We start from the raw sequence: 23,804 nt of genomic DNA, 5'->3' as shown, positions 1-23,804 counted from the left end.
TTAGGAAAGCGTTTACAACAACTGCCTGAATAAAAAAGCCTTTGCATCTTGCAAGGGCTTCTTTGTCTATTCTGTCTCCTCATGGAATTGTTGGTAAAAATCAACCTTGACCTGGATAAAAGTTTCTAAGTCTCTTAAGAGTTGGAGCAAGGTGGCGCGTGTTTCGAATTCTTCACGGGTCTTAGGAAGAGGGCGTTCGCGAAAGATCGCTAAATACTGACTAATATCATCAAGAAGATCTTGGGCGGGATTTTCCTGACTTAATTGTTGGGCCGTCTTCTTAAATAGTTGAGCTAGGATTATGCTTTCGCTCGCCGCCAACTGACAGCGGTTGACGTTTTCTGCCATATCCCGCAGAATATCGTTTTGCCGCTTGCGCATTTCGAAGTAGTGAATATGGTAGTTGGTTTGGTGAAAGAGGTGGTTGGAATGGTCCAGATAGACTAGATTTAAAGCGTCCTGTAGGATACCATCCAACTCCTTAATCAAGCGAGCATCATTGCGACCATCCCCTTTACCAAGTAATTCCGCAAAACGACCAAGGATCTTCTTTAGTTGGTCTTCGACAACATTATGGTAATGATCGATCGCTCCCTGATTAGAAGGCATATAGAGATTGGCCAGCAGGGCAAAGCTGGTCCCTATCAAAAAGAGAGCAAGTTCATTGAGCAAGAGCCCCCAGGAAGTAGACTGCTCAATCAAGAGATGGGTGACCAGCACCGTACTTGGCGTGATGCCGATCTGCCAACCCAATAAAAAGGCACAAGGGACATAAAGAGCGATAAAGACTCCCAATGCCCAGAGGTTGAACCCTAATAAAGAAAAGGCGAGACTTCCGATAGCAAGGGCCAGTAAGGTCGACATAAAGCGCTGGTAGGCCTGCTTGATGGTACTGCGACGCGTATCAGAGATACTCAAGATGGCAATGACGCCAGCTGAGATGGCATAGGTCAAGCCCAGAGCATAAGCCAGGGCCGCTGCTAAACAGGTGGCCAAGGTGAGTTTGATGGTTCGTTGAAAAAGAGGCATGGCTTCCTTTCTATTTTGCTGGTTTCGATGAGATAGAGTTGATTTCATTATATCATGAATTGGCCTCTTCCTCCTTTCTTGTGGTATACTAGTTCTATGGAAAATAACGATATCGTATACGGTGTCCACGCAGTCACCGAGGCTTTACAAGCCAATACAGGCAATAAATTATATATTCAAGAAGACCTCCGAGGAAAAAATGTCGACAAAATCAAGGCCTTAGCAGCTGAGAAAAAAGTGTCGATTTCTTGGACGCCAAAGAAAACCCTGCAGGAAATGACGGAAGGAGCTGTTCACCAAGGCTTCGTTCTCCGTGTGGCAGCCTTTGCTTACACAGACTTGGCAGCGATTCTGAAACAGACAGCCCAAGAAGAGAACCCACTTTTATTGATTCTCGATGGTTTGACAGATCCACACAATCTTGGATCTATCTTACGGACAGCTGATGCGACCAATGTCTCAGGCGTCATCATTCCTAAGCACCGTGCAGTCGGGGTAACTCCAGTGGTTTCAAAAACTTCTACCGGAGCGGTGGAACACATTCCCATTGCGCGTGTGACCAATCTCAGTCAAACTCTAGACAAGCTAAAGGAAGAGGGCTTCTGGATCTTTGGGACTGACATGAACGGCACGCCATCTCACCAGTGGAATACGGCTGGCAAGTTAGCCTTGATCATTGGCAATGAAGGAAAAGGGATCTCGGCCAACATCAAAAAACAAGTCGATGAGATGATCACCATTCCTATGAATGGTCATGTGCAAAGCCTCAATGCCAGCGTGGCAGCAGCTATCCTTATGTATGAGGTCTTTCGCAATCGACTATAATTCTAGAAAGGCAATGATATGAAACGAAAAATCTTATTGGTTGACGGCTACAATATGATTGCCTTTTGGCAGGAGACCCGCCAGCTCTTTCAAAAAAGTGAGCTCGATGCAGCCCGCAATATCCTCCTGCAAAAACTGAGCCACTATGCTAGCTTTGAGGGGATCGAAGTCATCTGTGTCTTTGATGCCCAGTATATGCCAGGAGTGCGGCAGACCTATGAGGAGTTCAATGTTCAGGTGGTCTTTACCGGTGAGGATGAGACGGCAGATGACTATATCGAGCGCTTGGCGGCAGAGCTTAACACGCCCCTCCACCAAGTATCGGTAGCGACCAGTGACTTAAATGAGCAATGGACCGTCTTTGCTCAAGGGGCCCTTCGGGTATCTGCCAGAGAGTTAGAAAAACGGGTCGCAGTCGTCAAAGGAAACCTCAATCAGGCGCAGCGAGTGGTCAACGATCAAAAACCACCCATGCGACCGCTCGATCACCAAGTATTGCGACAATTACAAGAAATGATGGGAGACAAGTAATGACATTTGCTATTTTAACCGATTCGACCGCAGATTTAGACCAGAACTGGGCCAAGGAACATCAGGTGACCATTCTTGGGTTGACCATTGAGTTAGATGGGACGGTTTACCAGACAGTAGGCCAAGGTCAATTGACCAGCCCTGAGCTTTTAGAAGCCATGAAAAATGGGGCCAAACCGACAACCAGTCAGGTCAATGTGGGCCAATTTCAGGAAACCTTTGAACAATTTGCCAAAGAAGGAAAAGATCTGCTCTATGTGGCCTTTTCATCGGTCTTATCTGGGACTTATCAGAGTGCAGTCATGGCACGAGACCTGGTTTTAGAAGACTACCCGGAAGCCGTGATCGAGATTGTCGATCCAAAGGCTGCTGGGATTGGAGAGGGCTATCTGGTTATGCGGGCAGTAGCTGCGCGTGATGAAGGTCGTTCATTAGCAGAAGCCAAAGAAGAGATCATGGCTCTAGCTCCAAAACTGCGGACCTATTTCCTCGTCGACGATCTCTACCACCTCATGCGTGGTGGTCGCCTCTCAAAGAGCGCTGCTATCATGGGAAGTCTAGCCAGCATCAAGCCTATTCTCTGGATTGATGCAGAAGGTAAATTAGTGCCCATTACGAAAGTCCGTGGACGCAAAAAAGCCGTCCGAGAATTACTGGAGTTGATCAAAACCGATATCGGTGAAAGCACAGCCTTGGTCTCTTATACAAACGATCTAGAAGGAGCCGAAGCGTTGAAGGCAGAAATGCTTGCGCTTGAAGGCATCGATGAAGTCCTTGTGATGCCTCTTGGACCAGTCATCTCCGCCCACGTCGGCCCAAATTCCTTGATCGGATTTGTCATAGGAAAAGAAAATCGCAAATAATTTTCCAAATCGGTTGACTTTTATCTTAGAATTTTGATACAATAGTAGGCGGTATTGTTTACCCCATTTGTAAGGCCCCGGAACCTTTCAAATACCCTGCGGACCGGAACATCCGCCCTGTAAACAAAAACGACATTCATATAGGAGAAATCATGAACAAAACTACATTCATGGCTAAACCAGGCCAAGTAGAACGCAAATGGTACGTTGTTGACGCAACTGATGTACCTCTTGGACGCCTTTCAGCAGTTGTTGCAAGCGTGCTTCGCGGAAAAAACAAACCAACATTCACACCTCACACTGATACAGGTGACTTCGTAATCGTTATCAATGCTGAAAAAGTTAAATTGACTGGTAAAAAAGCAACTGATAAGATCTACTACACTCACTCAAACCACCCAGGTGGATTGAAATCAATCTCTGCTGGTGAACTTCGTTCTAAAAATGCAGTACGTTTGATCGAGAAATCAGTTAAAGGTATGCTTCCACACAATACTCTTGGCCGCGCTCAAGGTATGAAATTGAAAGTATTCGTTGGAGCTGAGCACACTCACGCTGCACAACAACCAGAAGTTCTTGATATTTCAGGACTTATCTAAGGAAAGGAACAATAAAGTATGTCACAAGCACAATATGCAGGTACTGGACGTCGTAAAAACGCTGTTGCACGCGTTCGCCTTGTTCCAGGAACTGGTAAAATCACTGTTAACAAAAAAGATGTTGAAGAGTACATCCCACACGCTGACCTTCGTTTGGTCATCAACCAACCATTTGCAGTTACTTCAACTGTAGGTTCATACGACGTTTTCGTTAACGTTGTAGGTGGTGGATACGCTGGTCAATCAGGAGCTATCCGTCACGGTATCGCTCGTGCCCTTCTTCAAGTAGACCCAGACTTCCGCGATTCATTGAAACGCGCAGGACTTCTTACACGTGACTCACGTAAAGTTGAACGTAAGAAACCAGGTCTTAAGAAAGCTCGTAAAGCATCACAATTCTCAAAACGTTAATCAATACGATTATATCAACGTTTCGAAACACTTCATGGTTCACACCATGGAGTGTTTTTTTGATGATTTTTAGCAAAATTCACACCACTTTTCACACCAAATTCACACCATTACTTTTTAAGATTACGAAAGGCAATTTCTCCAACAGCCATTGGGATTACGTTTGAAGTGTTCACATAAGTCTTAGTTGTAATCGTATCACTATGAGTGAGTGCTTCAGAAATAGCCTCCATAGAGGTTCCAGCCTGTTTAGCGAGTGTAGCTCCTGTATGTCGTAATTTATGAGGGGTTGCATGTGCGAGTTCTGGATGACGACGCTTAACAGATTTCATCTTGTTGTTAAGATAATCAGCATGGAGACAACTGTTTACATTTCCCTTTGTATCAATATACGTAAAAACATACTGTTCAGGAGTTTGCATGATGTTAAATGAAGCCAGTTCAGATTTTTGTTGCTTCTTCCAAGAATTTAACAAGTCGGTAAGTTCTTGTGGAATCGAAAAAATCGTCTTTTTATTCCCTTTAGTTGACTTTTGATTTTTATATCGATCTAAGGCTTGAACCAATTGAATTTGTTGATTTTTGAAATCAATATGTTTCCATTGCAAAGCGTAGCTTTCAGATTTTCTATCTCCTAAGAAAAAAGTTGTATAGAATAACACATAATCTTTGAACAGGAGTTTGTCATTTTTTAAATCTTCTTCAAAAGCTGTAAACCATGCTTGAAGTTCTTCTTGAGATAGATATAAATCTTCATCTTTTTTAGATTCCTGTAACTTGATTTTCTTAGTGGCTTTGATACGGCTTATAGTTTTTGATAGGCGATTAGTTTCGATATACTCTAATTCTTCTGCCCAGTCAAAGATAGAGTTAACGTAGCTCCTGATAACTTTGAAATTTGCATATTCTTCAGCCTTTTGAGTCAATAGATTTAGTACAACTTGCTTATTTTGATTAAGAAAGTCTATTGAATAATTCCCAAGTAAGGGTAAGATGTGTTTTCTAAAAGCAATTTCTGTTCCAACTATGGTTGCTTGAGAAGGTGGTTTAGCAGTAGAAGTAGTCTGACCTGCTTTGTAGGATTCCCACCAAACGTTTTGATAGAAATCTGAAAAAAGGATAGAACCACTATTTTCTAATGAGACGGAATCTCCACTATGAATTTTATCAATCTTATTTTGAAGTTCTAGTTCATATTTTTTAGCCTCACTCCTTAGTTTGAAACGTTTTTCAATCACTTTTTTATCAATTCCCAATGATGATTTGACTTCTTCTGGGATATAGATACGTAAGCGATAAGTTCCATTTTTAGTTTTTGTAATTGACATAGTATTCTCCTTTTTTTGAATTGAGCTAGAAAAATACCGTGGCTTAATTATATCAAACCACGGTTATAATGCTACTGATTTTGTAACCACTGATTGAGTTCGGCTCTATCAAAGCGGACAGTTTTTCCAACTCGAATAACTGGTAACCCCTTTTTTATCCAAGAATCAAGCGTATTATTGGCAATTCCTTGATACTTACAAGCTTGTTGCTTGTTCAAGAATGGACTTTCAATGTTGTTACCATCCAATTTATTCTTTATTTCATTTTCTATGCTAATTTATGTAAAAAAGTTAACAAAAAGGGATTGAAATTTTGTTTTCAATCCCTTTTTTGGATAAAGAAAATAATAATGGTGCTAATTAGGATTAATACCTAAATAAGTTTTAATTTTCTTTTCAAGAAAATCAATATGTTGGTTAATTTCAGTTTGTTGCTTATGAAGTTCATCAAGTTGAAAAAATAGTAGTCTATGTCGTTGAGGAATTGTGGAGTCTCCTTTATATCTTAGGTCAGCGTATTCTTGCATATTTTTAATAGACATTCCTGTCTTTTTTAATCTAATAATGAATTGAGTCCACGCTATATCAGAGTCATCATAGTATCTACGATTATTTTCTTCTCTGTGTGAGTAAATCAATTTTTCTTGCTCATAGTATCGAAGTGTGGAAATAGAAAGTCCAGTTTTTTTAGCAAATTCTCCAATAGAATAGTGAGCCATAATATTTCCCCCTTTTTTTAATATTTTAGCATAATTTTAAAAAAATCGAAAAATTTTCAGTTTTCTCTTGACATAAAGTGCACTTTACTATGTAAAATACATAGCATCAAAGGAATTTGATATAAAGTACTCTAATTTATGAGTTGATTGAAAATAAAGGAAATTATGGAATCGCTTCTCTGTGTAGGTGGCGGAATGGGAGCAGCGACTCTTATAAAAAATGCAAATAGCAATCTGTAAAGGAGAAAATAGTATGGAACAAACGAAGAATTATACTTGTATTACTGGAGCCAGTGCTGGTATAGGAGCGGAGACAGCAAGACAATTTGCAAAATTAGGAACGAATCTTATTTTAATTGCTCGGCGTCAAGAACGACTAGAAAAATTGAAGCAAGAGATTTTGAACCATTATCCGGATTTAGATGTTGTTATTAAAGTTGTTGATTTATCGAAGTCCAGTAATGTTTTTGCTCTTTATGAAAGCTTGAAAAAATATCACATTACTACTCTAATAAATAATGCTGGTTTTGGAAATTATGATAAGGTTGAATCTCAAGATTTAGAAAAGATAATAACATTAATCCATCTAAACATTGAAGCTTTAACAATTCTATCAACTCTATATGTGAGAGATTATAAAGATTGTAAAGGCGCTCAATTGATTAACTTATCATCTAGAGGCGGATACATGATGGTTCCAAATGCAGTTACATACTGTGCAAGTAAATTTTATGTCAGTGCTTTTACAGAAGGCTTGGCATTGGAACTAGAGGCAAATCAACATCAATTAAAAGCTAAGGTTTTAGCTCCAGCTGCCACAAAGACGGAATTCGGTCAAGTTGCTACAGATTCTAAAGAATATGATTATGATGAGCATTTTGCTAAATATCACACAAGTGAAGAGATGGCACAATTTTTGATGGAATTATATCAAAGTGACAAAGTTGTTGGTTTAGTTGATGTTACAAATTTTGAATTTCATCTTAGCGGACCACTACTTAAACATTAATTATTTTAATAAATATAGATAATGTGGTATCGATTAATAGTTGCAGTCGTTTTATGATAAGAAGAAAGCTTCTGAAATCTAACGTTTCAGAAGCTTTTTGTCTTTAAGTTTTGAGTAAGTTATAATTTTCTGTGATATTTAGGATATTTAAAAAAATACAAGTGTTTTTGTAGATTAATTTACAATTTTTCCAGTATTTTACCAAGTAGTTCTTCTAACTTTCCTAAGTCCCCATAGACTGTCCCATCCATATAAAGATTGTAAACTTCATCATCTTGTTCCACGCGTATTTGTGCAGAGTATCCTTTTGATAATGCTAAGGAACGAATGACTTCTCGTTGAGTTCGTCCATTCCCTTCTCGAAAGGGATGGAAATAATTAAGATTATCAAGAATTTTTGCTAATTGTTTAATAATCTCATCTTTTGAATTAGCAGTTTGATAATAGTTATGAATAAGGCGGTTTATATATGCTTGGGCAGTACTGAAAGATTGTATTGACATAAAAGGATTCCCATTTTTTGAGATATTCACCTTGCGAAATTGTCCCGCCCAAGCATAGACATCTTGAAATAAATATTTATGAATGACTAAAATATCACTAATGGAGTAGACTTCTATGGTTTTCAAGCGCAAGTCTGCAAGCCTTCTAGTAACGAATAAATGCTCATTCCGGTAGGCTTCTTCAATATTTGTAATATTTTGTTTGTTGATTAAGACTGTAGAATTTGGATAGGTATATTGGTGATTGGGGTCAATGTACTCATAGCCTTCGTATTGATTTTTAACCAATATTCAATTCCTTTCGTTTGTTGATAACATAAGTTTTTAAATCAATCACATCTTGAACAGTAGGTTCATAATTTTCAATCATTGATGACCCAATAGCATACCAGACGGTATCGAAATCTGAAAAGTTATCAAAGGGAATCCCTAAAATTGTTAATTCTTCTTTATTTACATCAAGAGTCATGGCACACTTCCTTGTATAGCGTTATCTTTATTATACCATAAAATCGGTATTTTTACCTAAAGGGATAGAGACCAAAAGATATATGTAAGCGTATAGATTAATACTTATGAAACGGTTGTAGGAGGAAAATCTCTCCTACACTATTATTGATTCTGAGAGAAAATCGCAAAATATCATCTACCAAACTTTCAATTATTAAGATTTTTTGCAGTTTATCTGAATTAGAATCGCAAGGCTTCTCAATAATATAATTGTCGAATTTTTTCATTCTAACTTCCTCTCCACTATTTCTTCCTTTATCAAGAAAAAGTTAGCTCAATATTAATAAAGTACAATTCTAAATTAACTCCAATTATTGATTCATGATAATATTTCAGTAACTCATCGTGTAATTAAAAACAAGGATTTTTATTTCAAACGATCCATCGTGATCACTTCATCAGCCATCTCCCAAATTGCCGGATTATGTGTTGCGATAATGATTAGTCTATTATCATCTCGAAGAGATAGCAAAATCTCCATAATCAACTGAGAGTTTGCTGGGTCTATTGAAGCTGTTGGCTCATCTGCCAGAATAAGGGGTGGATTCTTTAAGATAACTTTTGCCAAGGCAACCCGTTGCGATTCTCCGCCCGATAACTCAAAGATGCGCTTATCTAAGTCAAGATAAGCCAGGCCGACCTGTTCTAAAGCCTGCTTCTGCCTCAACCGCTGTTCCGACCGACTCAACTTTTGACCAATGAGACCTAGCTTAAGGTTTTCTTCAATACTTTGGTTTTCAATTAAGCCAAAGTTCTGGAAGAGGTAGCCCAATTCGTGACGGAAAAAATCACTCGATTTATATTTGGCCAAGTCTTTACCTCGGTAAAAAATCGTCCCATCATAAGATTCTAATTTCCCAATCATGTTCATCAAGGTTGTTTTTCCGCTACCACTTGAACCAATTAAGGCATAGACTTTTCCAGCCTCAAATGTCATTGAAAGATTCGAAAATAACTCTCGTTCTCCAAAAGATTTACTCACCTGTTTAAGTTCAATCATATTAACCTCCCTTCAAAACAAGCATGGACATCTTGTTTTCTTTCTGCATTTGGACATGTAACTGTAAAAGAGATAGACCAGTAAAGAGTAACGAGACTAAGAAAGCAACTACTATCTCTACCTGAAGAAATACACTCGCAACAAATCCCAGTAAAAACACACCCAGTTGAGCAAAGAGATAAGTGCGATGGATTTCTAAGAACCTGAGACCTGCAATGCGTTTGATAAAAATGGCACGTCTAAATTCTTCGAAGTAGAGCCTATTCATAGTGTTAAACAACAAGATTGAAGTTGCAATCCCAAGCACAGCTCCTGCTAGCATTACCCAAAGTTCCCTCTGGATATTATCCAATAATGTGATGTAGTTGTGGTAACCTGTTTGCATTTCTGAGACCCAATTTTCAATGCCTTGTCTCTGGATAAGCTCCTGGGCATCAGACAATTGATTAAAGAGAACGTAGTTCTGTACTGCGTCTACCCAAAACAAAATGGACTGTGGACCAGTTGATTGGGGTGTTATAACAATGATGATTGGATCTTTCAAAAACTGCTGGTAAGAAATAGGGGTCGTATTATACACAAAACGATCCTTACCTGATTCCAAATAACCTACCGTAGCAGTCATTTGCTGTCGTTCATCTTGACTAGACATGCGACTGGTTAAGTCGTCTTCAAAAACAGATTTATAATGTTCTTCCTCTGAACGGAGGTGTTCAGGCAGCAATAAGACAAACTCCCCTACATCAAGGTGATTCATCTTTTGCTCAATAGTTGTATCTACAGGAATGTTTTGACGCTCCAAGTATTGCGGTGTGACGATAAGGACATTGCCATTCGGGCTGTAATCGTGCCATTCTGTAGAGGTTGTCAAGTTTTTGGAGGAAGCCATGCCATTTTGCAAAGTACGGTCAATTAACTGGTGTCTAGATAAGAAAGCCTTTTGTTCTGAAACAGCCAGATCCATCAATTGATACCAAGTTCTGAGTTTCCTTTGAGCTTGTTCATCAAAACCAGGACTCGTTCCGTCACGGCTGATTGATAGGATAATCAGTTGCCTTTCCTGACTCCAAACCTCTTGTCCAATCCGATGCTGTTGCCAGGCTTGGGAATACTTTAAGCTACTCCCTATTCCCAGCGTTACAATAATAATCGCTAATAGTTGACCGATTAAAATCAAACTAATGATTCCTCTGACAGGCAATTGCCCTTTTATAATCTGCATCAGGTGTATCTTTTTTATCCCAACTGCGAAGAGTTGAGCGAAAAACAGGGAGATCGACAACAAGATGAGATTATAACTGAGCAAGCCTTCTCCTATGGTCATTAGGGATTGCGTTGGAAGCGACAGAATTTTTTGCATAAGAATGGCGAGCACGCAAGCTAAACTGAAACCAATAGCTATCCCTTTCAAATCCTCACCAACTGGTCTAAGGAAAATGGACCACCGTTTCTCTCCTGAAATGAGGCGAATGCCCGACGACCGTAATTGGCTAATTTGACTAATTAAAGTCAGTGCTACAAAGGTTAAGATGAAAATCAATAGACTGATTAACTGAAATCCGTTACTAAAGATAGCCATTAACGTAGATAGTTTAGATGGAATTATCAGGTGCATGTTAGTCAAGCCAAGTTGACTTAGCTCCTCCCTTAGCAAGTGAATGTCTAGGTGTCCATCGAATATAAAATAGTTTGTTTCAACACTACTACTTTGAGCATCTTCTAGATTTTTTTCCTGAAGCCCATCAGGCAACTTTCCATTCCCAAAGGTCGTATAAGAAAAAACTGTAGTACCTTCTGAGTTAAGATCTTGGTGTTGAATCGCAATAAAGCTATCCGTTTCTTCTGCTAGTTTTTCCAAGCGTGTAGCAACATGCTGAAAAGTTGTTTCAGGGGAAGAATCACGTACAACAACGTTGGGGTAATAATGGGAGACATATGTATCAGTCCAAATGGTAAATACCCAAACAAAGAACAAACTAGCAAGCAGGTTGGATATGAGTATAAATAATTTTTTCATAGTGCACTCCTTATTCTAAAATAGAGGGGAGAAATACCCCTGCCCTCTATAAACTAACAAGCTTACTAAACTATTGATAAAAGAATCTTCTTCAATTTTTATAAACCAATCTTAAATACTTTAGATTTTGTAACTCATAATTTTCAACAGTTGGTTAGCTATGAAAGCATTTTATCAAACATCTCCATTCTTATATCTATCTGGTATTGTTACAAGCTCTCATCAGAATACCTTTCTCTAAATAGTTGAATTTTAAAGTAATACGAAATCAATCAGCCTTCCCAACATCAAGACCATCAGACTTCTTTTATGATTCTACTCGAATCTCCAATCGTTTATTCTTCTGAATAAACTGTTGGTAAGGAATTGTATTACTAAACGCAAAAACCCCTAGTAATGCTAATATAGCTAATTTTTGAATTCCACGATTTTTCTTCATTTGTGAAACCCCTTTCTGTTTCCTTATTTTTATTCTAACATATATATTTTTATTTAGCCGATTTTTTATTGTTTATTGAACTTTTTTTAATACTAAATTTTATAATATAATAGATACAATGACTTTTAAAACACTTCTTCCCTATCCATAGGTGGATAGGGTTTTTCGTTGTTTATTACACGTTCTAAACATTCAATACTAGATCTTAGGTGAAACATTTCATGTTTCCTATATTTTTCATCCTGTGAGTTTAATAGTTCATTTAGGTGACGTCTAATATGCCAAATGGCTTTTCTAATATTTGCTTCTTTTAAATTATTCATGAATCCATTGGATAATAAAATATAATCCAATTTCTTTGATTAAGCTAATTTACATGAAATATAAGCTATTCGGTTAAGAATAAGCTTAAAAGTTTTTTGAAATAATCTATTCAGCACAAAAAAACACCTATTCGGTAAAATAGGTGTGAATAATGTTATTTATATCCATATTGTTTTAGAGCGTTTTTATATGCTTCGCTACCTTTAAGATAGTAGTCGTGCTTAACTCCGCTAATATCAACAGAAAAGACCCCATCTTTAAATGAATAATCTTCTGATTGACTCGCAATATTTTGTCCAGTTAATTCGATTGTATTCTTTTTTTTGTTAATGATAAAACTATCGGCTTCTCCATGCTCAATGGAAGCACTATCTCCTTTAATAGTAAATACCAACTCGTTTCTTTCACTTGAGATCCAATAATACTCCCCATCTAAAGATTGGTAGTTGTTTTTTGAGCAAGCAATTAACGTGATTATTGATAACGAAAGTAGTAGTATACCTATTATTTTTCTCATAATCTTTGCCTCCTTTTTCAATATAGTATACCAAAATATCATTACAGAATTAATACAATTAATGTCTGTTATAATAGAAAAATCAGATATTGTCTATTATAACAGACATTCACTAGGCTTAGTCCTGTGAAAGAAATATCTTTATTAATTTTAAAAAAAGTAGTATAATATATTTACCTGAATAGAGTAATTAGTATTGTAGGTTCGAATCCTACCCCCATCATTCGCTCTAATTACTAACTGCTTTGGCATAATTACTTCTGTTCTATTTGAAAAATTTATTGAACTCATTTTTTGGGAAAATAAAACTAACAGTAGGAGAGTGATTTTTATGTTAATTTTTTCAGGAATTCTCCTAATTACATCTAGCGTTAACGGTGGGGTAGCCAAATAGGAAAAGGCGGAGTAAAAGTTAGATGTATATTATGTGAGAGTGAAGATCGTTTTAAAAGCGATCTTTTATTTATAGTACGATTTGTAAGTAAAAGAACAAATAACAAAAAGAGGAGCTTCATACTAAAGTTCCTCTTCTTTATATATATCCGAATCATTATTTTTATTTCAAAAAAGGTAGTGATTCGGTTGATTTATATTGCAATGTAGTGAAATTTAGAATTTCAAAAATCGCTTAAAATCAAGGTTTCTCACATCTATTGACGTGTAGTGAACCCCTATTTCACTTCATACTTTGGGGGTTGATGATTTGGTCACAATTGCCTAACCAAATCCCGATTCACTTTAATATTGCTGATCAGGCCGATAACTTCCAACCAAAACCCCTGGTTGTGTTTGGTCTTCCTATTTTCGATCTCATGGTGCATCTGTTTATGATCTTTATGATCGGACGTGATCCTAAGAATCGCATGATGAATGAGAAAATGGTCAAAGTAAACCACTGGTTGACTCCAATCGTTTCTTTAAGTATCTCCTATCTCATCTATAGCAAGGCGCTAGGATCTACTACCAATCCATCAGTTTTTGTTTCGGTGTTGCTAGGGCTCATCTTTGTGGTCATGGGCAATTACATGCCTAAGTTGAAAGTGAATCACACGGTTGGAATCCGCCTACCTTGGACCCTGCAGAGTGAAGATAACTGGCACAAAACCCATCGCTTTGCAGGGAAGTTGTGGGTCCTCGGAGGTTTGATCCTTCTTCTTGAAGCAGGCCTTCAATTCGCGCTGTCTTATGTACTGGTGCTGGTCATCCTCGCCATTGTCCTCATTCCGATCCTATATTCTTATCAATTAAGTCGGAAAAATCGTTAGTATAAAAAACAACCAGAGAAGAACTAGTTGGGAACTGTTTCTTATCCGGTTGTTTTTGCTTGTTCTCATAAGAATACGCTCTTATACCGATAGCAATTCAAAGTTAGTTCAATTCTTTATAATATAAAGAAGATTGCATGGTATAAAGCTCTTCATAGTATTTGTTGGTTTTCATTAAAGCATCATGTTTATCAAATCCTTCAATCCTTCCATTTCTTAATAACAAAATTTTATCTGCTTGTCGGACGCTTGATAATCGATGTGTAATGAAAAATACGGTTTTTCCTTCCGTTAATTTTAAGAATTTCTCAAATAATTCATATTCGGTTCGGGCATCGAGTGCAGCTGTAGGCTCATCTAGAATCAGTATAGGTGAATGAGAGAAGAAAGCTCTTGCCAGCGCAACTTTTTGCCATTGACCTCCTGAAAGGTCACGACTATGATCGAATTTTTTTCCAAGAATAGTATTTAGGTCTGATAGACTACTTTCAAACCCACTGTCCTCTAACGCCTTTAGGATTTGATCATCTGCATTGATCTCCTGTATATTCGAAATGCCCACGTTCTCTCTAAGGGTAAGATCGAATTTAGAAAAGTCCTGAAAAATAGCGGAGACATTTTCCCTAAATTTCTCTGGGTCAAAGTTGCTAATCGATATGTTATTGATCAATAATTCACCTTCTTCAATATTGTAAAATCGGGTAAGTAACTTAATCAATGTGGTTTTTCCTGCGCCGTTTTCTCCAACAATAGCAATCTTTTCTCCCTTATTGACGCTGAAGCTGATATGTTTTAAGGCATAGTTTTCATTAGTTGGATACTTAAATGATACGTCTACGAAATCTATTTTTTCAATACTTGATGGCACGGCAACTGTAGCACTCTTAGAGTCTGATGGCAGTGCAATAAACTTGAAAAATTTTTCCATATAAAGCAAGGTGTCGTACAGCAAACTAGAATCTTCAATCAATCTTGACATACTATTAATGGCATACACAATACTTGAAGAAAAAAGCATTATGGCTCCAATTCCCAATTGTCCTACTTTGATAGAATAGATGATATAGATAAAACTTCCTACACTCAATAGAGCAGTTAAAATCAAAAAAATGACAGAACTATTAAATTTTTTTAACCTTGTCTTTTGAATATTTCTTTTTATACTGGAGAAAGATTGAGTATACTTCTTCATAAAGAAATTGTAGAGGTTGTATAGTCTCACATCTTTGATCGCCTCTGACGATAGTAAAACCTGACTATAATATTCCAGTTTTCTTGATTCTTCACTGTTGGAAACAAGGACTTCAAAAGCTTGCTGTTGAAGGGAATAAGAAATCATCCCTTGTGGAACTAAAACCAGTAGCATGAGTAAGGCAATGACTGGATGAAATGATGCAAATATAACCAGCATTGAAATAAACAGTATTGCATTTGAAATAATACTAGTCCCAAAGACCAATAAATTCACAGGTCTCCAACTGGCTTCTGAACTTAATAATTGAATATCATTATAAAAATTATTGTCTTCAAAATAGTCAATCGTCTGAATTTCCTCAGACTTTTTCATAATATCACAGTTCAATGTATAGGTAAGATCATCTGTTAACTTGCCTTGAATCATTGTTGTTAATGGCGTAAATATATTATTTAAAAGAAAAGCAACACCCCATACTCCAAGCAATAAAAACAATAATTGTTGTGATAGGTTGTTCATTCTATTAATGAGTATATTCGCAATATACAATGATAACGAAGGCAATAATGCCTGGATCGGTATCGTGATAATCAAAATTAAAATATTGAATGGCGATGTTTTCCACAGATAGAGTATACTTTTAACATACAATACAAGGTAAGTTTTATATTCGCTAACTTTAACCATTTGTCCCCCCTCACTAATAAAACTACAAGCTCAAAGAAAATAGAGCTTAAATGAACTTTTCTTTGGAATTAGTCTCGGCTACAGAATACCCCCAGTTGAAAGGCATTTTATATGTTTCATATAACCTGCGAATATCTGATTCAGAAATTTCATTCTGTTCTATCACGGAATAGCGAGATTTTATTTTTCCGTCCTTGTATTGAACAATACAGTACTGAAAAGCATCAAGTGTGAAGAGTGAAAATCTTTTACCACACTCATCGTACTCAAAAACTTCAATTGGAGAATCATAAGAATAATAAATATCTAAATCAGGCGCAAGTGCTTCGATTGTGATTGTGGTTGATTTAGATGTCCAACAACTGGTTCTATATTTATGATGTGCAGCAATTTTTACAAGATTCGATGGTTCATAGTGCACTTTTCCAAAATAAACAATTGTCAATCCTTTAACAGTCATTTCGATGCAAAGTTGACTATCGTTCCAAAGTCGGTAAATATTCTCATCTGAATCAGATACTTCTACTAGTGAGGAATTCGTTGATAAAATCGCATTTTTTCCTAAGATCATCCCTTCCTCTAACGGAATCTCCTTGTCATTAAAGCTGACAGTTGCACCTTTGCCAGAAATTGATCTAACAATGACTGCAAAACTCCCATCAGAAAAATCACCAATTTTTTTATAGCAAGACTCATGTTTTCCAATATCTCTCACCGAATGATATAAACCAAGTATTTTTGTCATAGTGTAGCTCCTTTTCAAAATATGTAAACCTTTTTAAACAAAATATAACATTTTTTATAATTAGCCAATTAAGTTTTAATTTTTCACTTACATAATATGCTTTTATAAAAAATTACATTTCTATTTTTAAAACTTTAAAAATTATTTCATTTAATTCTAAGCAAAAAACTATTGATACTATGTATCAAATTGTATGCGATATTTTCTATTTTATTAGATAGTAAAGTTCTAATACAAACAAATCGGGCCTCTAATTATCTCCTTTCAATTAATGGAATCCCCACCATCTCCAAATATCTAACAAGTTGAAGAGTGGGAGTGATGCTACAAAAAATAAATAAATAGTGATTTTTTTCACGTTTTTCACCTCTTTCTTTAATATATATGATATACTAAACATATATCGAAATGTAAAAATGTCACATATATACACATAGTTAGAGGTGAAGCTGTTATGCGTTGGGATTACGGTACGATCTATAAAAAAATACGGAAATCAAAACATATTAGTCAAGAGGAAGTTTGCCAGAATTACACTTCAAGAGCGCACTTGTCGCGTATTGAATCGAACCAAGTGGTGCCTAGTTTTGAGTTGATGGAGCATCTTCTAAAGCAAGTTGGCCTAGATTTCGAAGAATTTCGATATATATGTCATTCTTACCACCATTCCGATAGAGAAGAAATTATCTTATTAGCAGAAGGGAACAATGCCTACCAATCAAATGATAAATTATTGGAACTGAAGAATAAGAGTGTAGCTTATTTAAATAAACATCCTAATGATATTCCTGTGTCAAATATACTAAAGAGAGTAGAGGTCATTCTTTGTTTGCGAGAATCTGGTCCAGATGAGAAGGTAAGAATGATGGCCATGGAAGCATGGAACGAAATTAAAAATCAGGATGCCTGGTATCATAGTGACCTTAAATTAATTGTCGTTATTTTATTTACACTTCCACTAGAAACAGTGATTTCTATCTGTGATGAAGTTATAGATAGGTTGAATGATTACTCTGATTATACAGAGATTCTTCCCACCAAATATAAATTACTCTCTAATTTAGCTAGCATTTTTCTGTGGAATGGTTTGATAGAGAAGTGTACCAGTATCAGTTATCTATTGTTAGATACGGCAAAAAAAAGTAAGCGATATGATTTTCTAGGAAATGCTAAAGTGACACTTGGAATTTGTTTAACTGATAAAAAGTTGGTCGATGAAGGATTGCAACTACTCGAATTAACGGATGAACAAACACTATTGGAAGCATGTCAGTCAGATGTGAATCGTTTTTTCAAGGAATGAGTTTCTAAATGGATTTAGTCATAAAACGGTTTGAAGATATAATCGACATATTGTTGTATCCATGCTCAATGGTTATTGGGTAAGGGATGGCAACCTACACATTATCCCGTTAGATCAGCTAGTTAAGCAATATTTGAAAAAATGATCATTTAATTTAACAAATAATAATTTTGAATTGCACCTCAAATGTTAGAGTTCGTCTAATATTTGAGGTGTTTTTAATATGAAATACAATTATTTTCAATTATCAAATAAAGAGATTTCCGTTCAGAAGACTTTGATAGCATAGTTTGAACCACTAAATACTGAGGAAAATATTTTGAGTTCATTTATCTAAGTATAAAATGTGTATATAAGAGACAATTTGACATTTGCTTTTTTATTTTGTGTATTATTATTCTAGAAAGAAAAAAATAGATTTCAATTTTAAAATCGTTCGTTATCTTTTTATTGTAGATAAATAGGTAATGAAGTAATGCTATAGAAAGGAAAAGTGATTCCATTGAGCTATATAATAAATATGATGGTTTTAAAAAGAAAAAGCTTGATCTAGTTTGGAAAGGATAATGAAAAATGTTCAAATGTTCTAAAATATTAGGTACATTCACAACTGTACTAAGTTGCATTTTATTAGCAGGTAATGTAGTCGCATCAACAAAAACCGAGTCTATTGCATCAGATACAGGTATTATTGATGGAGGAGTCGATTTAAATACTCAGCCAAATGAGGCACCAAAATATTCTGAACGAGCTCCAAGACCGCGACAAAAAGAATTGCCTATAAAATTTCAAACTCAAATTAATGACTATTATTGTGGACCTGCTTCAGCCTCTATGATTGTGACGTCTTTAGGACGGCCACGTTCACAACAACAAATGGCGACACTACTGGGTACTACCGCAAATGGGACAAACGCGGGGAATAATGTATCAAATGCATTAAATACCGTCATGAAAGGAAGTCGATATAAATTCAACTGGGTTTGGCATAAGTATTCAGATATAAATACAATAAAAGATCATATTACTCATGCTATTAGCTATGGAAACCCTGTCATGGTTAATACCATGGAAAGCCCTGGTGATTGCTACTTAGCAGGTCATAATATTGGTACAACACTTTATCATTATGGTATTGTTGCGGATTACTTTGATTATGGAAATACTGTGACATATGTTGATCCAGGATATGGAAGATATAATGGTTTTCGTATGAATCAGCGTGTTTCTATTAAAGATATGAGTTATGCTACGGGTGGTCGTGGATATGCTTGGTAGATTATAAGTCAGGAGGTATAGGCTGATGAAGAAAAAAGATCTTGTCAAACAAAAATTTTTAAGTTTTATCATCATCGGTATTATCATTCTCTTATCAGCCTGCACTCTTGTAGGACCACAAAAGAAATCTCCTTCCGGTAGTACCAATGTGTCTAGGAAAATAGGATTCGAGGAAAGAAAGGCAGAAGATTTATTAAAAAATTCTATTTCTATCCCTTATCCAGATGGGAAAATCTTTACACCTACCGCACTGTCAAATGATGGGATTGCCTATGGCGAGGCTGTTGACCAAGGACATGATAATCAGAATTATCTTGCCAGTATGAATTTACATACCAAGGAATTTCAAAAGATAAAAGATGTTGAAAAGACATCTAATCTGACTCATGTGGCTGTCAGCTATGTTGATCATGATATTGTTGTTTTTGAAGAGTATGATCAACTCAATCAGACAGGGATTTACTATCTTTGGAAGATAAAGGACAAATCTTTAACGACACTGATCGATAGGAGACCTATCGGAACGGTTCCAGTTACTCAAGTAGCTCGATCCAACCAGAAACTCTTTATAAATTATGAAGTAGGCGATAGCCTATATCAAATTGAAGAATTTGACCTTGAAACAGGGTCTCATCAGACGATTGAATCAGAAAATAGCGGTTTTCCGAATGTCTTTAAAGATTACTTGTATTATGTACAAATTGATAACACGGCTTTAACTACAAAAATTGTAGCCTACTCCTTAAGTAATAGACAGAAAAAAGTTATAGATCAAACAAAGGATGATCAACGCTATTATGTCGATTTAATGACGAATGGGCACAATCTCCTATACTTGGTTGCAAATAATAAAGATGCTTCGTTTACCTTCGAAAATAAAAACCATAAAAAGATATTTTCTACTTCACAGGCAGAAACCTCCATATATCGCAATATTTATCTCACATATATGGGAGAAAGAAGAAGTGAGGAGCGTGTTAAATCTCAATATTATTTGTGGGATTTAAAGCATCGGATTCATTATTTATATGATCATGGCCCCATTTTACTATCGGATAAAGGGATTCTATGGATTCAATTCAAAAAGAAGGATAGTGAGATTCCAAAAGGTGAAATCTATCGAAATGAATACTCCGTAATGCGCTATCAGGAATGGTAGAAAGGAGAAAAATCATGAAAAAAGTTCATTTATTCCTTGTACTTCTGACTTTGCTTGGTTTATCTGGCTGCACAGAGACACCAAAAGAAAGTAAAACAAGTCCTTCCAGCTCTCGTAAGGTCACACCCTCTTCATCAACAACAGTTAGTGTAAAAACAAAGGAGCGTACAGAACCTAATCCTCCAATGCCAGCAGAGGTAGCAGAGCGATTAAAAATTAAGGAAGGCGGTGCAGAAGCTGGAACTCAGCAAACATTGCCATCTTCAAGCGAGGAACAAGCTTCATTGAAAGAGAATACGCAACCTTCTCAATCGGTCAAACAAGAAACATCGTCCAAAGAGAATCAAGGAATCCGAAAACTATTGCCTATTTCTTTAAAACTTCAAGAAGAATGGTATTTCTGTGCTCCTGCGACAGTCCATATGATGCTGGCTAGTCGAGGGGTTAGCGTCTCTCAACATCAATTGGCTAAGGAAATGGGGACTTATAATCCCTATGGGACTCATAATCGGGATGCGATTCGCGTATTGAATCAGAATCTATTTGGCTATCCAGAACCAAGTGGAAATCAAGCTGGTTATCGACTAGCTACTGTAACGGACGCTCGTCCAGATTCTGAAGATATCCGAATCTTTAAAGAACGCGTGCGCAAAGATATTGATGATGGCTATCCTCTCTATTACACCTTCAATGTAGCACAAATCTATCCTGGAAAAAGTGGGGAACATAATGTGATTGGAGTAGGCTATGAACTGACAGCAGATGGCAAGGACATCTCAGCAATCTATTATCTAGACCCCGATACACATGTACAGGATCCAACCTACGGAGGCTTGAAGAAACTGACACCAGAAGAGTTATTAGCAGCCATGGTTACATGCGGTGAGAAAAATTATGCTTGGTGAGAAAGTGAGTCAAGAAAAAGATAGTAGGAATGATATATGAAACGCTCTTATCTTTTTGGGATTTTATTTCTATTCTTCCTTTTGCTTTCTTGTTCTAAGGTCCAAATACCAATGTTTCAAGTTGATCCAGAATCGAATCTTTACTTGGTCACCTCAAAAAGTATTCAATCATATACTAAGAAAGAGAATAAGCTCGAGTTACATCGAGTAGAAAAAATTGATGTAGCAACGTATGTTAATCTCTGGTTTTCGTGTTTAAACAGTGGTGATAAGATGATCATAACTGAAGGTGATGATTTTGCACCAATAGATCATCAAAATATCATTTCAATTGATTTTTCCAAAGGCGAGATAAGGAAAAATCATACTAAGAATTATGCAATGATGGGATCAGGTATCTCTTCTAATTACTTTTATACTGCTCAAACAGATGCAAACTCAGGAATATTAACAGTCTTTTCTCTTAATGGAAAGCAAGTTTTTCAGAAAAAATTTAACCAAATGACAGCAATTTCGAGTCAGATTGTTGCAAATAATTCTAACGTATATGCTGAGATTGCTTATCAAGATCCAAAACGAAATCGTCCAGAAGGCGTGCTGGATTCAGATTTAATAGTACTAAATGAAAAAGAGCATTGGAAAGAAAAAGATAGAATTCGATTAACTTCAGATGGTAAAAAGGTTGAAATGTTAGAAGGCTTGGCAATTATCAAAGATAGGGCATTCGTAAGTATCTCTGCAATTCGTGATACAGATACTTTTGAGAAGGTGGCAGGAAACCAATTGTTGTCAATCGATTTGCACACTGGAGAAAGGAAATTATTTACCTTACCCAATTCTTATCCTAATATGCTTTATCCAAGTCCAGATAATCATTACCTTGTCGTCAAGCACGAGGTAGAAGGAAAGAATATTTTATCTGTTCTTGATTTACAAAATGAAACTATAAAAGCGATTGTGTTGGATGACAATTCAGGTGAAACACCAGAGGAAATAAATTCTTTTACAATTTCAAATGAAAATATGTTGTATCTAGCTACTGATCAACATTTATTACAATATAGTCTCAAGGATGCTAAGTTGATTGAGAAACAGAAATTAAAATTGGGAAAAGATGATTTTCCAATCGGATTAAGAATCGTAGAAAAAGACTTAGGGTCAAATTAATAATAAACAGCACCCCAAAAGATAGATGTTATAATCTATCTTTTGGGGGTGTTTTGTTATGAAAATTAAAATGAGAACTTCAATGGACTACTAAGAGAGTTCATTCCAAAAGAGGAGTTTGTTAAAAGAACTAAATCATAATCTTTTAGAGGACTATACAAATGCTACCAATGAAAGACCAAGACAAATTCACACCATTACTTTTTAAGATTACGAAAGGCAATTTCTCCAACAGCCATTGGGATTACGTTTGAAGTGTTGACATAAGTCTTAGTTGTAATCGTATCACTATGAGTGAGTGCTTCAGAAATAGCTTCCATAGAGGTTCCAGCCTGTTTAGCGAGTGTAGCTCCTGTATGTCGTAATTTATGAGGGGTTGCATGTGCGAGTTCTGGATGACGACGCTTAACAGATTTCATCTTGTTGTTAAGATAATCAGCATGGAGACAACTGTTTACATTTCCCTTTGTATCAATATACGTAAAAACATACTGTTCAGGAGTTTGCATGATGTTAAATGAAGCCAGTTCAGATTTTTGTTGCTTCTTCCAAGAATTTAACAAGTCGGTAAGTTCTTGTGGAATCGAAAAAATCGTCTTTTTATTCCCTTTAGTTGACTTTCGATTTTTATATCGATCTAAGGCTTGAAGCAATTGAATTTGTTGATTTTTGAAATCAATATGTTTCCATTGCAAAGCGTAGCTCTCTGACTTTCTATCTCCTAAAAAGAAGGTAGTATAGAACAAAACATAGTCTTTGAATAGAATTTTTTCAGTCTCCAAATCCTTTTCAAAAGCTGTAAACCATGCTTGAAGTTCTTCTTGAGATAGATATAAATCTTCATCTTTTTTAGATTCCTGTAACTTGATTTTCTTAGTGGCTTTGATACGGCTTATAGTTTTTGATAGGCGATTAGTTTCGATATACTCTAATTCTTCTGCCCAGTCAAAGATAGAGTTAACGTAGCTCCTGATAACTTTGAAATTTGCATATTCTTCAGCCTTTTGAGTCAATAGATTTAGTACAACTTGCTTATTTTGATTAAGAAAATCAATAGGATAATTTCCAAGCATAGGTAAGATATGTTTTCTAAAAACAATTTCTGTTCCGTCAATTGTTGCTTGTGATGGTGGTTTTGTAGTTGAGGTTGTTTGGCCTGCCTTGTAAGATTCCCACCAAATGTTTTGGTAGAATTCTGAAAATAGCATTGAACCGTTGTTTTCTAACAAAGCTGATTCACCATTTAGGATTCTATCAATCTTATTTTGTAATTCGAGTTCGTATTTTTTAGCATCGCTCCTTTGTTTGAATCGTTTTTCTATCACTTTTTTATCAATTCCAAGAGAAGATTTGACTTCTTCAGGAATGTAGATACGTAAGCGATAAGTTCCATTTTTAGTTTTTGAAATTGACATAGTATTCTCCTTTTTGAAATGAGCTAGAAAAATACCGTGGCTTAATTATATCAAACCACGG

Annotated in this window: 25 protein-coding genes and 1 pseudogene; 13 read left to right on the top strand and 13 right to left on the bottom strand. The window is 36.2% G+C overall.

Features of this window, described 5'->3' with window-relative positions:
- Positions 1 to 66: 66 nt before the first annotated feature.
- The gene (locus HMPREF1195_RS07175; RefSeq protein ID WP_023919451.1) at positions 67 to 1,029 is read right to left on the bottom strand and encodes an aromatic acid exporter family protein; all 963 of its coding nucleotides are present in this window, start codon (positions 1,027 to 1,029) and stop codon (positions 67 to 69) included.
- 96 nt (positions 1,030 to 1,125) lie between these two features.
- Between HMPREF1195_RS07175 and rlmB the strand changes: the two genes are divergently transcribed.
- The 5 genes from rlmB to rpsI all read left to right on the top strand — a co-directional run bounded on the left by rlmB (position 1,126) and on the right by rpsI (position 4,258).
- Entirely contained in the window at positions 1,126 to 1,854 is a 729-nt protein-coding gene (gene rlmB / locus HMPREF1195_RS07170; RefSeq protein ID WP_003010074.1) for a 23S rRNA (guanosine(2251)-2'-O)-methyltransferase RlmB, read from the top strand.
- A gap of 18 nt (positions 1,855 to 1,872) precedes the next feature.
- Positions 1,873 to 2,385, top strand: coding sequence for an NYN domain-containing protein (locus HMPREF1195_RS07165; protein WP_014712893.1), 513 nt, complete (start codon positions 1,873 to 1,875; stop codon positions 2,383 to 2,385).
- Complete coding sequence (locus HMPREF1195_RS07160) at positions 2,385 to 3,248, top strand: DegV family protein (RefSeq protein WP_023919447.1); 864 nt, start codon at positions 2,385 to 2,387, stop codon at positions 3,246 to 3,248. Before HMPREF1195_RS07165 ends, HMPREF1195_RS07160 begins: the two co-directional genes overlap by 1 nt.
- Before the next feature lie 152 nt (positions 3,249 to 3,400).
- Positions 3,401 to 3,847: a 50S ribosomal protein L13 gene (gene rplM / locus HMPREF1195_RS07155; protein ID WP_002876943.1), complete on the top strand. Its 447-nt coding sequence runs from the start codon at positions 3,401 to 3,403 to the stop codon at positions 3,845 to 3,847.
- 18 nt (positions 3,848 to 3,865) lie between these two features.
- Complete coding sequence (gene rpsI, locus HMPREF1195_RS07150) at positions 3,866 to 4,258, top strand: 30S ribosomal protein S9 (protein WP_000075973.1); 393 nt, start codon at positions 3,866 to 3,868, stop codon at positions 4,256 to 4,258.
- 110 nt (positions 4,259 to 4,368) lie between these two features.
- Here the strand turns inward: rpsI and HMPREF1195_RS07145 are convergent, their stop codons facing one another.
- The 3 genes from HMPREF1195_RS07145 to HMPREF1195_RS07135 form a co-directional block, all read right to left on the bottom strand.
- Positions 4,369 to 5,586 carry a site-specific integrase gene (locus HMPREF1195_RS07145; protein ID WP_023919445.1) on the bottom strand — a complete coding sequence of 406 codons (1,218 nt, stop codon included), beginning with the start codon at positions 5,584 to 5,586 and terminating at the stop codon, positions 4,369 to 4,371.
- Between the two features lie 71 nt (positions 5,587 to 5,657).
- On the bottom strand, positions 5,658 to 5,864 hold the full coding sequence (locus HMPREF1195_RS07140; RefSeq protein ID WP_051385333.1) for a helix-turn-helix transcriptional regulator: 207 nt from the start codon (positions 5,862 to 5,864) through the stop codon (positions 5,658 to 5,660).
- Positions 5,865 to 5,942: 78 nt separating this feature from the next.
- A complete protein-coding gene (locus HMPREF1195_RS07135; protein ID WP_023919443.1) occupies positions 5,943 to 6,305 on the bottom strand; it encodes a MerR family transcriptional regulator in 363 nt (120 codons plus the stop codon).
- Between the two features lie 253 nt (positions 6,306 to 6,558).
- Between HMPREF1195_RS07135 and HMPREF1195_RS07130 the strand changes: the two genes are divergently transcribed.
- Complete coding sequence (locus HMPREF1195_RS07130; protein ID WP_023919441.1) at positions 6,559 to 7,314, top strand: SDR family NAD(P)-dependent oxidoreductase; 756 nt, start codon at positions 6,559 to 6,561, stop codon at positions 7,312 to 7,314.
- A gap of 179 nt (positions 7,315 to 7,493) precedes the next feature.
- Here HMPREF1195_RS07130 and HMPREF1195_RS07125 read toward each other — a convergent pair whose 3' ends face one another.
- From HMPREF1195_RS07125 to HMPREF1195_RS07100, 6 genes are all read right to left on the bottom strand, one after another.
- Positions 7,494 to 8,105, bottom strand: coding sequence for a Fic/DOC family protein (locus HMPREF1195_RS07125; RefSeq protein ID WP_023919439.1), 612 nt, complete (start codon positions 8,103 to 8,105; stop codon positions 7,494 to 7,496).
- A complete protein-coding gene (locus HMPREF1195_RS07120; protein ID WP_000171299.1) occupies positions 8,098 to 8,286 on the bottom strand; it encodes a hypothetical protein in 189 nt (62 codons plus the stop codon). The genes HMPREF1195_RS07125 and HMPREF1195_RS07120 overlap by 8 nt, the downstream gene beginning before the upstream one ends.
- A gap of 408 nt (positions 8,287 to 8,694) precedes the next feature.
- Positions 8,695 to 9,327 carry an ABC transporter ATP-binding protein gene (locus HMPREF1195_RS07115; RefSeq protein ID WP_023919434.1) on the bottom strand — a complete coding sequence of 211 codons (633 nt, stop codon included), beginning with the start codon at positions 9,325 to 9,327 and terminating at the stop codon, positions 8,695 to 8,697.
- 1 nt (position 9,328) lies between these two features.
- Positions 9,329 to 11,344: a bacteriocin-associated integral membrane family protein gene (locus tag HMPREF1195_RS07110; protein ID WP_023919430.1), complete on the bottom strand. Its 2,016-nt coding sequence runs from the start codon at positions 11,342 to 11,344 to the stop codon at positions 9,329 to 9,331.
- Between the two features lie 307 nt (positions 11,345 to 11,651).
- Complete coding sequence (locus HMPREF1195_RS11345; protein WP_023919428.1) at positions 11,652 to 11,783, bottom strand: PhrA family quorum-sensing system peptide; 132 nt, start codon at positions 11,781 to 11,783, stop codon at positions 11,652 to 11,654.
- A 478-nt stretch (positions 11,784 to 12,261) separates the two neighbouring features.
- Complete coding sequence (locus HMPREF1195_RS07100; protein ID WP_023919426.1) at positions 12,262 to 12,624, bottom strand: hypothetical protein; 363 nt, start codon at positions 12,622 to 12,624, stop codon at positions 12,262 to 12,264.
- Positions 12,625 to 13,277: 653 nt separating this feature from the next.
- Here HMPREF1195_RS07100 and HMPREF1195_RS07095 point away from each other — a divergent pair.
- Positions 13,278 to 13,889 carry an SdpI family protein gene (locus HMPREF1195_RS07095; protein WP_037599669.1) on the top strand — a complete coding sequence of 204 codons (612 nt, stop codon included), beginning with the start codon at positions 13,278 to 13,280 and terminating at the stop codon, positions 13,887 to 13,889.
- A gap of 103 nt (positions 13,890 to 13,992) precedes the next feature.
- Here the strand turns inward: HMPREF1195_RS07095 and HMPREF1195_RS07090 are convergent, their stop codons facing one another.
- On the bottom strand, positions 13,993 to 15,771 hold the full coding sequence (locus HMPREF1195_RS07090) for an ABC transporter ATP-binding protein (protein ID WP_023919423.1): 1,779 nt from the start codon (positions 15,769 to 15,771) through the stop codon (positions 13,993 to 13,995).
- A gap of 46 nt (positions 15,772 to 15,817) precedes the next feature.
- Entirely contained in the window at positions 15,818 to 16,516 is a 699-nt protein-coding gene (locus HMPREF1195_RS07085) for a hypothetical protein (RefSeq protein ID WP_023919421.1), read from the bottom strand.
- Between the two features lie 454 nt (positions 16,517 to 16,970).
- Between HMPREF1195_RS07085 and HMPREF1195_RS07080 the strand changes: the two genes are divergently transcribed.
- From HMPREF1195_RS07080 to HMPREF1195_RS11115, 6 genes and pseudogenes are all read left to right on the top strand, one after another.
- Complete coding sequence (locus HMPREF1195_RS07080; RefSeq protein ID WP_023919419.1) at positions 16,971 to 17,819, top strand: helix-turn-helix domain-containing protein; 849 nt, start codon at positions 16,971 to 16,973, stop codon at positions 17,817 to 17,819.
- 573 nt (positions 17,820 to 18,392) lie between these two features.
- Positions 18,393 to 19,097: a C39 family peptidase gene (locus HMPREF1195_RS07075; protein WP_023919417.1), complete on the top strand. Its 705-nt coding sequence runs from the start codon at positions 18,393 to 18,395 to the stop codon at positions 19,095 to 19,097.
- A 25-nt stretch (positions 19,098 to 19,122) separates the two neighbouring features.
- Positions 19,123 to 20,256 (top strand): hypothetical protein, encoded by a 1,134-nt coding sequence (locus HMPREF1195_RS07070; protein WP_023919415.1) that lies wholly within the window; start codon positions 19,123 to 19,125, stop codon positions 20,254 to 20,256.
- 14 nt (positions 20,257 to 20,270) lie between these two features.
- On the top strand, positions 20,271 to 21,161 hold the full coding sequence (locus HMPREF1195_RS07065) for a C39 family peptidase (protein WP_023919413.1): 891 nt from the start codon (positions 20,271 to 20,273) through the stop codon (positions 21,159 to 21,161).
- A 36-nt stretch (positions 21,162 to 21,197) separates the two neighbouring features.
- Positions 21,198 to 22,328 carry a hypothetical protein gene (locus tag HMPREF1195_RS07060; protein ID WP_023919411.1) on the top strand — a complete coding sequence of 377 codons (1,131 nt, stop codon included), beginning with the start codon at positions 21,198 to 21,200 and terminating at the stop codon, positions 22,326 to 22,328.
- A 69-nt stretch (positions 22,329 to 22,397) separates the two neighbouring features.
- Positions 22,398 to 22,536, top strand: a pseudogene (locus HMPREF1195_RS11115) (IS30 family transposase); the annotation flags it as partial.
- On the opposite strand, the gene HMPREF1195_RS07055 reads toward HMPREF1195_RS11115, so the two are convergent.
- Positions 22,526 to 23,743 carry a site-specific integrase gene (locus tag HMPREF1195_RS07055; RefSeq protein ID WP_023919409.1) on the bottom strand — a complete coding sequence of 406 codons (1,218 nt, stop codon included), beginning with the start codon at positions 23,741 to 23,743 and terminating at the stop codon, positions 22,526 to 22,528. The pseudogene HMPREF1195_RS11115 and the gene HMPREF1195_RS07055 sit on opposite strands and share 11 nt — an antisense overlap.
- Positions 23,744 to 23,804: the final 61 nt, after the last annotated feature.

Origin of the sequence: Streptococcus parasanguinis CC87K (assembly GCF_000507765.1) — a bacterium.
In the GTDB taxonomy this organism is placed as follows: Bacteria; Bacillota; Bacilli; order Lactobacillales; family Streptococcaceae; genus Streptococcus; species Streptococcus parasanguinis_J.
The sequence above is the reverse complement of the archived record's forward strand: the minus strand, read 5'-3'. Positions and strand labels throughout refer to the sequence as shown.

Coding starts and splice junctions, on each gene's coding strand:
- HMPREF1195_RS07115 (WP_023919434.1), bottom strand. CDS start 9,327: ATGATTGAACTTAAACAGGTGAGTAAATCTTTTGGAGAACGAGAGTTA.
- HMPREF1195_RS07130 (WP_023919441.1), top strand. CDS start 6,559: ATGGAACAAACGAAGAATTATACTTGTATTACTGGAGCCAGTGCTGGT.
- HMPREF1195_RS07110 (WP_023919430.1), bottom strand. CDS start 11,344: ATGAAAAAATTATTTATACTCATATCCAACCTGCTTGCTAGTTTGTTC.
- HMPREF1195_RS07070 (WP_023919415.1), top strand. CDS start 19,123: ATGAAGAAAAAAGATCTTGTCAAACAAAAATTTTTAAGTTTTATCATC.
- HMPREF1195_RS07080 (WP_023919419.1), top strand. CDS start 16,971: ATGCGTTGGGATTACGGTACGATCTATAAAAAAATACGGAAATCAAAA.
- HMPREF1195_RS07145 (WP_023919445.1), bottom strand. CDS start 5,586: ATGTCAATTACAAAAACTAAAAATGGAACTTATCGCTTACGTATCTAT.
- HMPREF1195_RS07120 (WP_000171299.1), bottom strand. CDS start 8,286: ATGACTCTTGATGTAAATAAAGAAGAATTAACAATTTTAGGGATTCCC.
- HMPREF1195_RS07065 (WP_023919413.1), top strand. CDS start 20,271: ATGAAAAAAGTTCATTTATTCCTTGTACTTCTGACTTTGCTTGGTTTA.
- HMPREF1195_RS11345 (WP_023919428.1), bottom strand. CDS start 11,783: ATGAAGAAAAATCGTGGAATTCAAAAATTAGCTATATTAGCATTACTA.
- HMPREF1195_RS07085 (WP_023919421.1), bottom strand. CDS start 16,516: ATGACAAAAATACTTGGTTTATATCATTCGGTGAGAGATATTGGAAAA.
- rpsI (WP_000075973.1), top strand. CDS start 3,866: ATGTCACAAGCACAATATGCAGGTACTGGACGTCGTAAAAACGCTGTT.
- HMPREF1195_RS07060 (WP_023919411.1), top strand. CDS start 21,198: ATGAAACGCTCTTATCTTTTTGGGATTTTATTTCTATTCTTCCTTTTG.
- HMPREF1195_RS07160 (WP_023919447.1), top strand. CDS start 2,385: ATGACATTTGCTATTTTAACCGATTCGACCGCAGATTTAGACCAGAAC.
- rplM (WP_002876943.1), top strand. CDS start 3,401: ATGAACAAAACTACATTCATGGCTAAACCAGGCCAAGTAGAACGCAAA.
- HMPREF1195_RS07075 (WP_023919417.1), top strand. CDS start 18,393: ATGTTCAAATGTTCTAAAATATTAGGTACATTCACAACTGTACTAAGT.
- HMPREF1195_RS07165 (WP_014712893.1), top strand. CDS start 1,873: ATGAAACGAAAAATCTTATTGGTTGACGGCTACAATATGATTGCCTTT.
- HMPREF1195_RS07090 (WP_023919423.1), bottom strand. CDS start 15,771: ATGGTTAAAGTTAGCGAATATAAAACTTACCTTGTATTGTATGTTAAA.
- HMPREF1195_RS07135 (WP_023919443.1), bottom strand. CDS start 6,305: ATGGCTCACTATTCTATTGGAGAATTTGCTAAAAAAACTGGACTTTCT.
- HMPREF1195_RS07100 (WP_023919426.1), bottom strand. CDS start 12,624: ATGAGAAAAATAATAGGTATACTACTACTTTCGTTATCAATAATCACG.
- HMPREF1195_RS07175 (WP_023919451.1), bottom strand. CDS start 1,029: ATGCCTCTTTTTCAACGAACCATCAAACTCACCTTGGCCACCTGTTTA.
- rlmB (WP_003010074.1), top strand. CDS start 1,126: ATGGAAAATAACGATATCGTATACGGTGTCCACGCAGTCACCGAGGCT.
- HMPREF1195_RS07055 (WP_023919409.1), bottom strand. CDS start 23,743: ATGTCAATTTCAAAAACTAAAAATGGAACTTATCGCTTACGTATCTAC.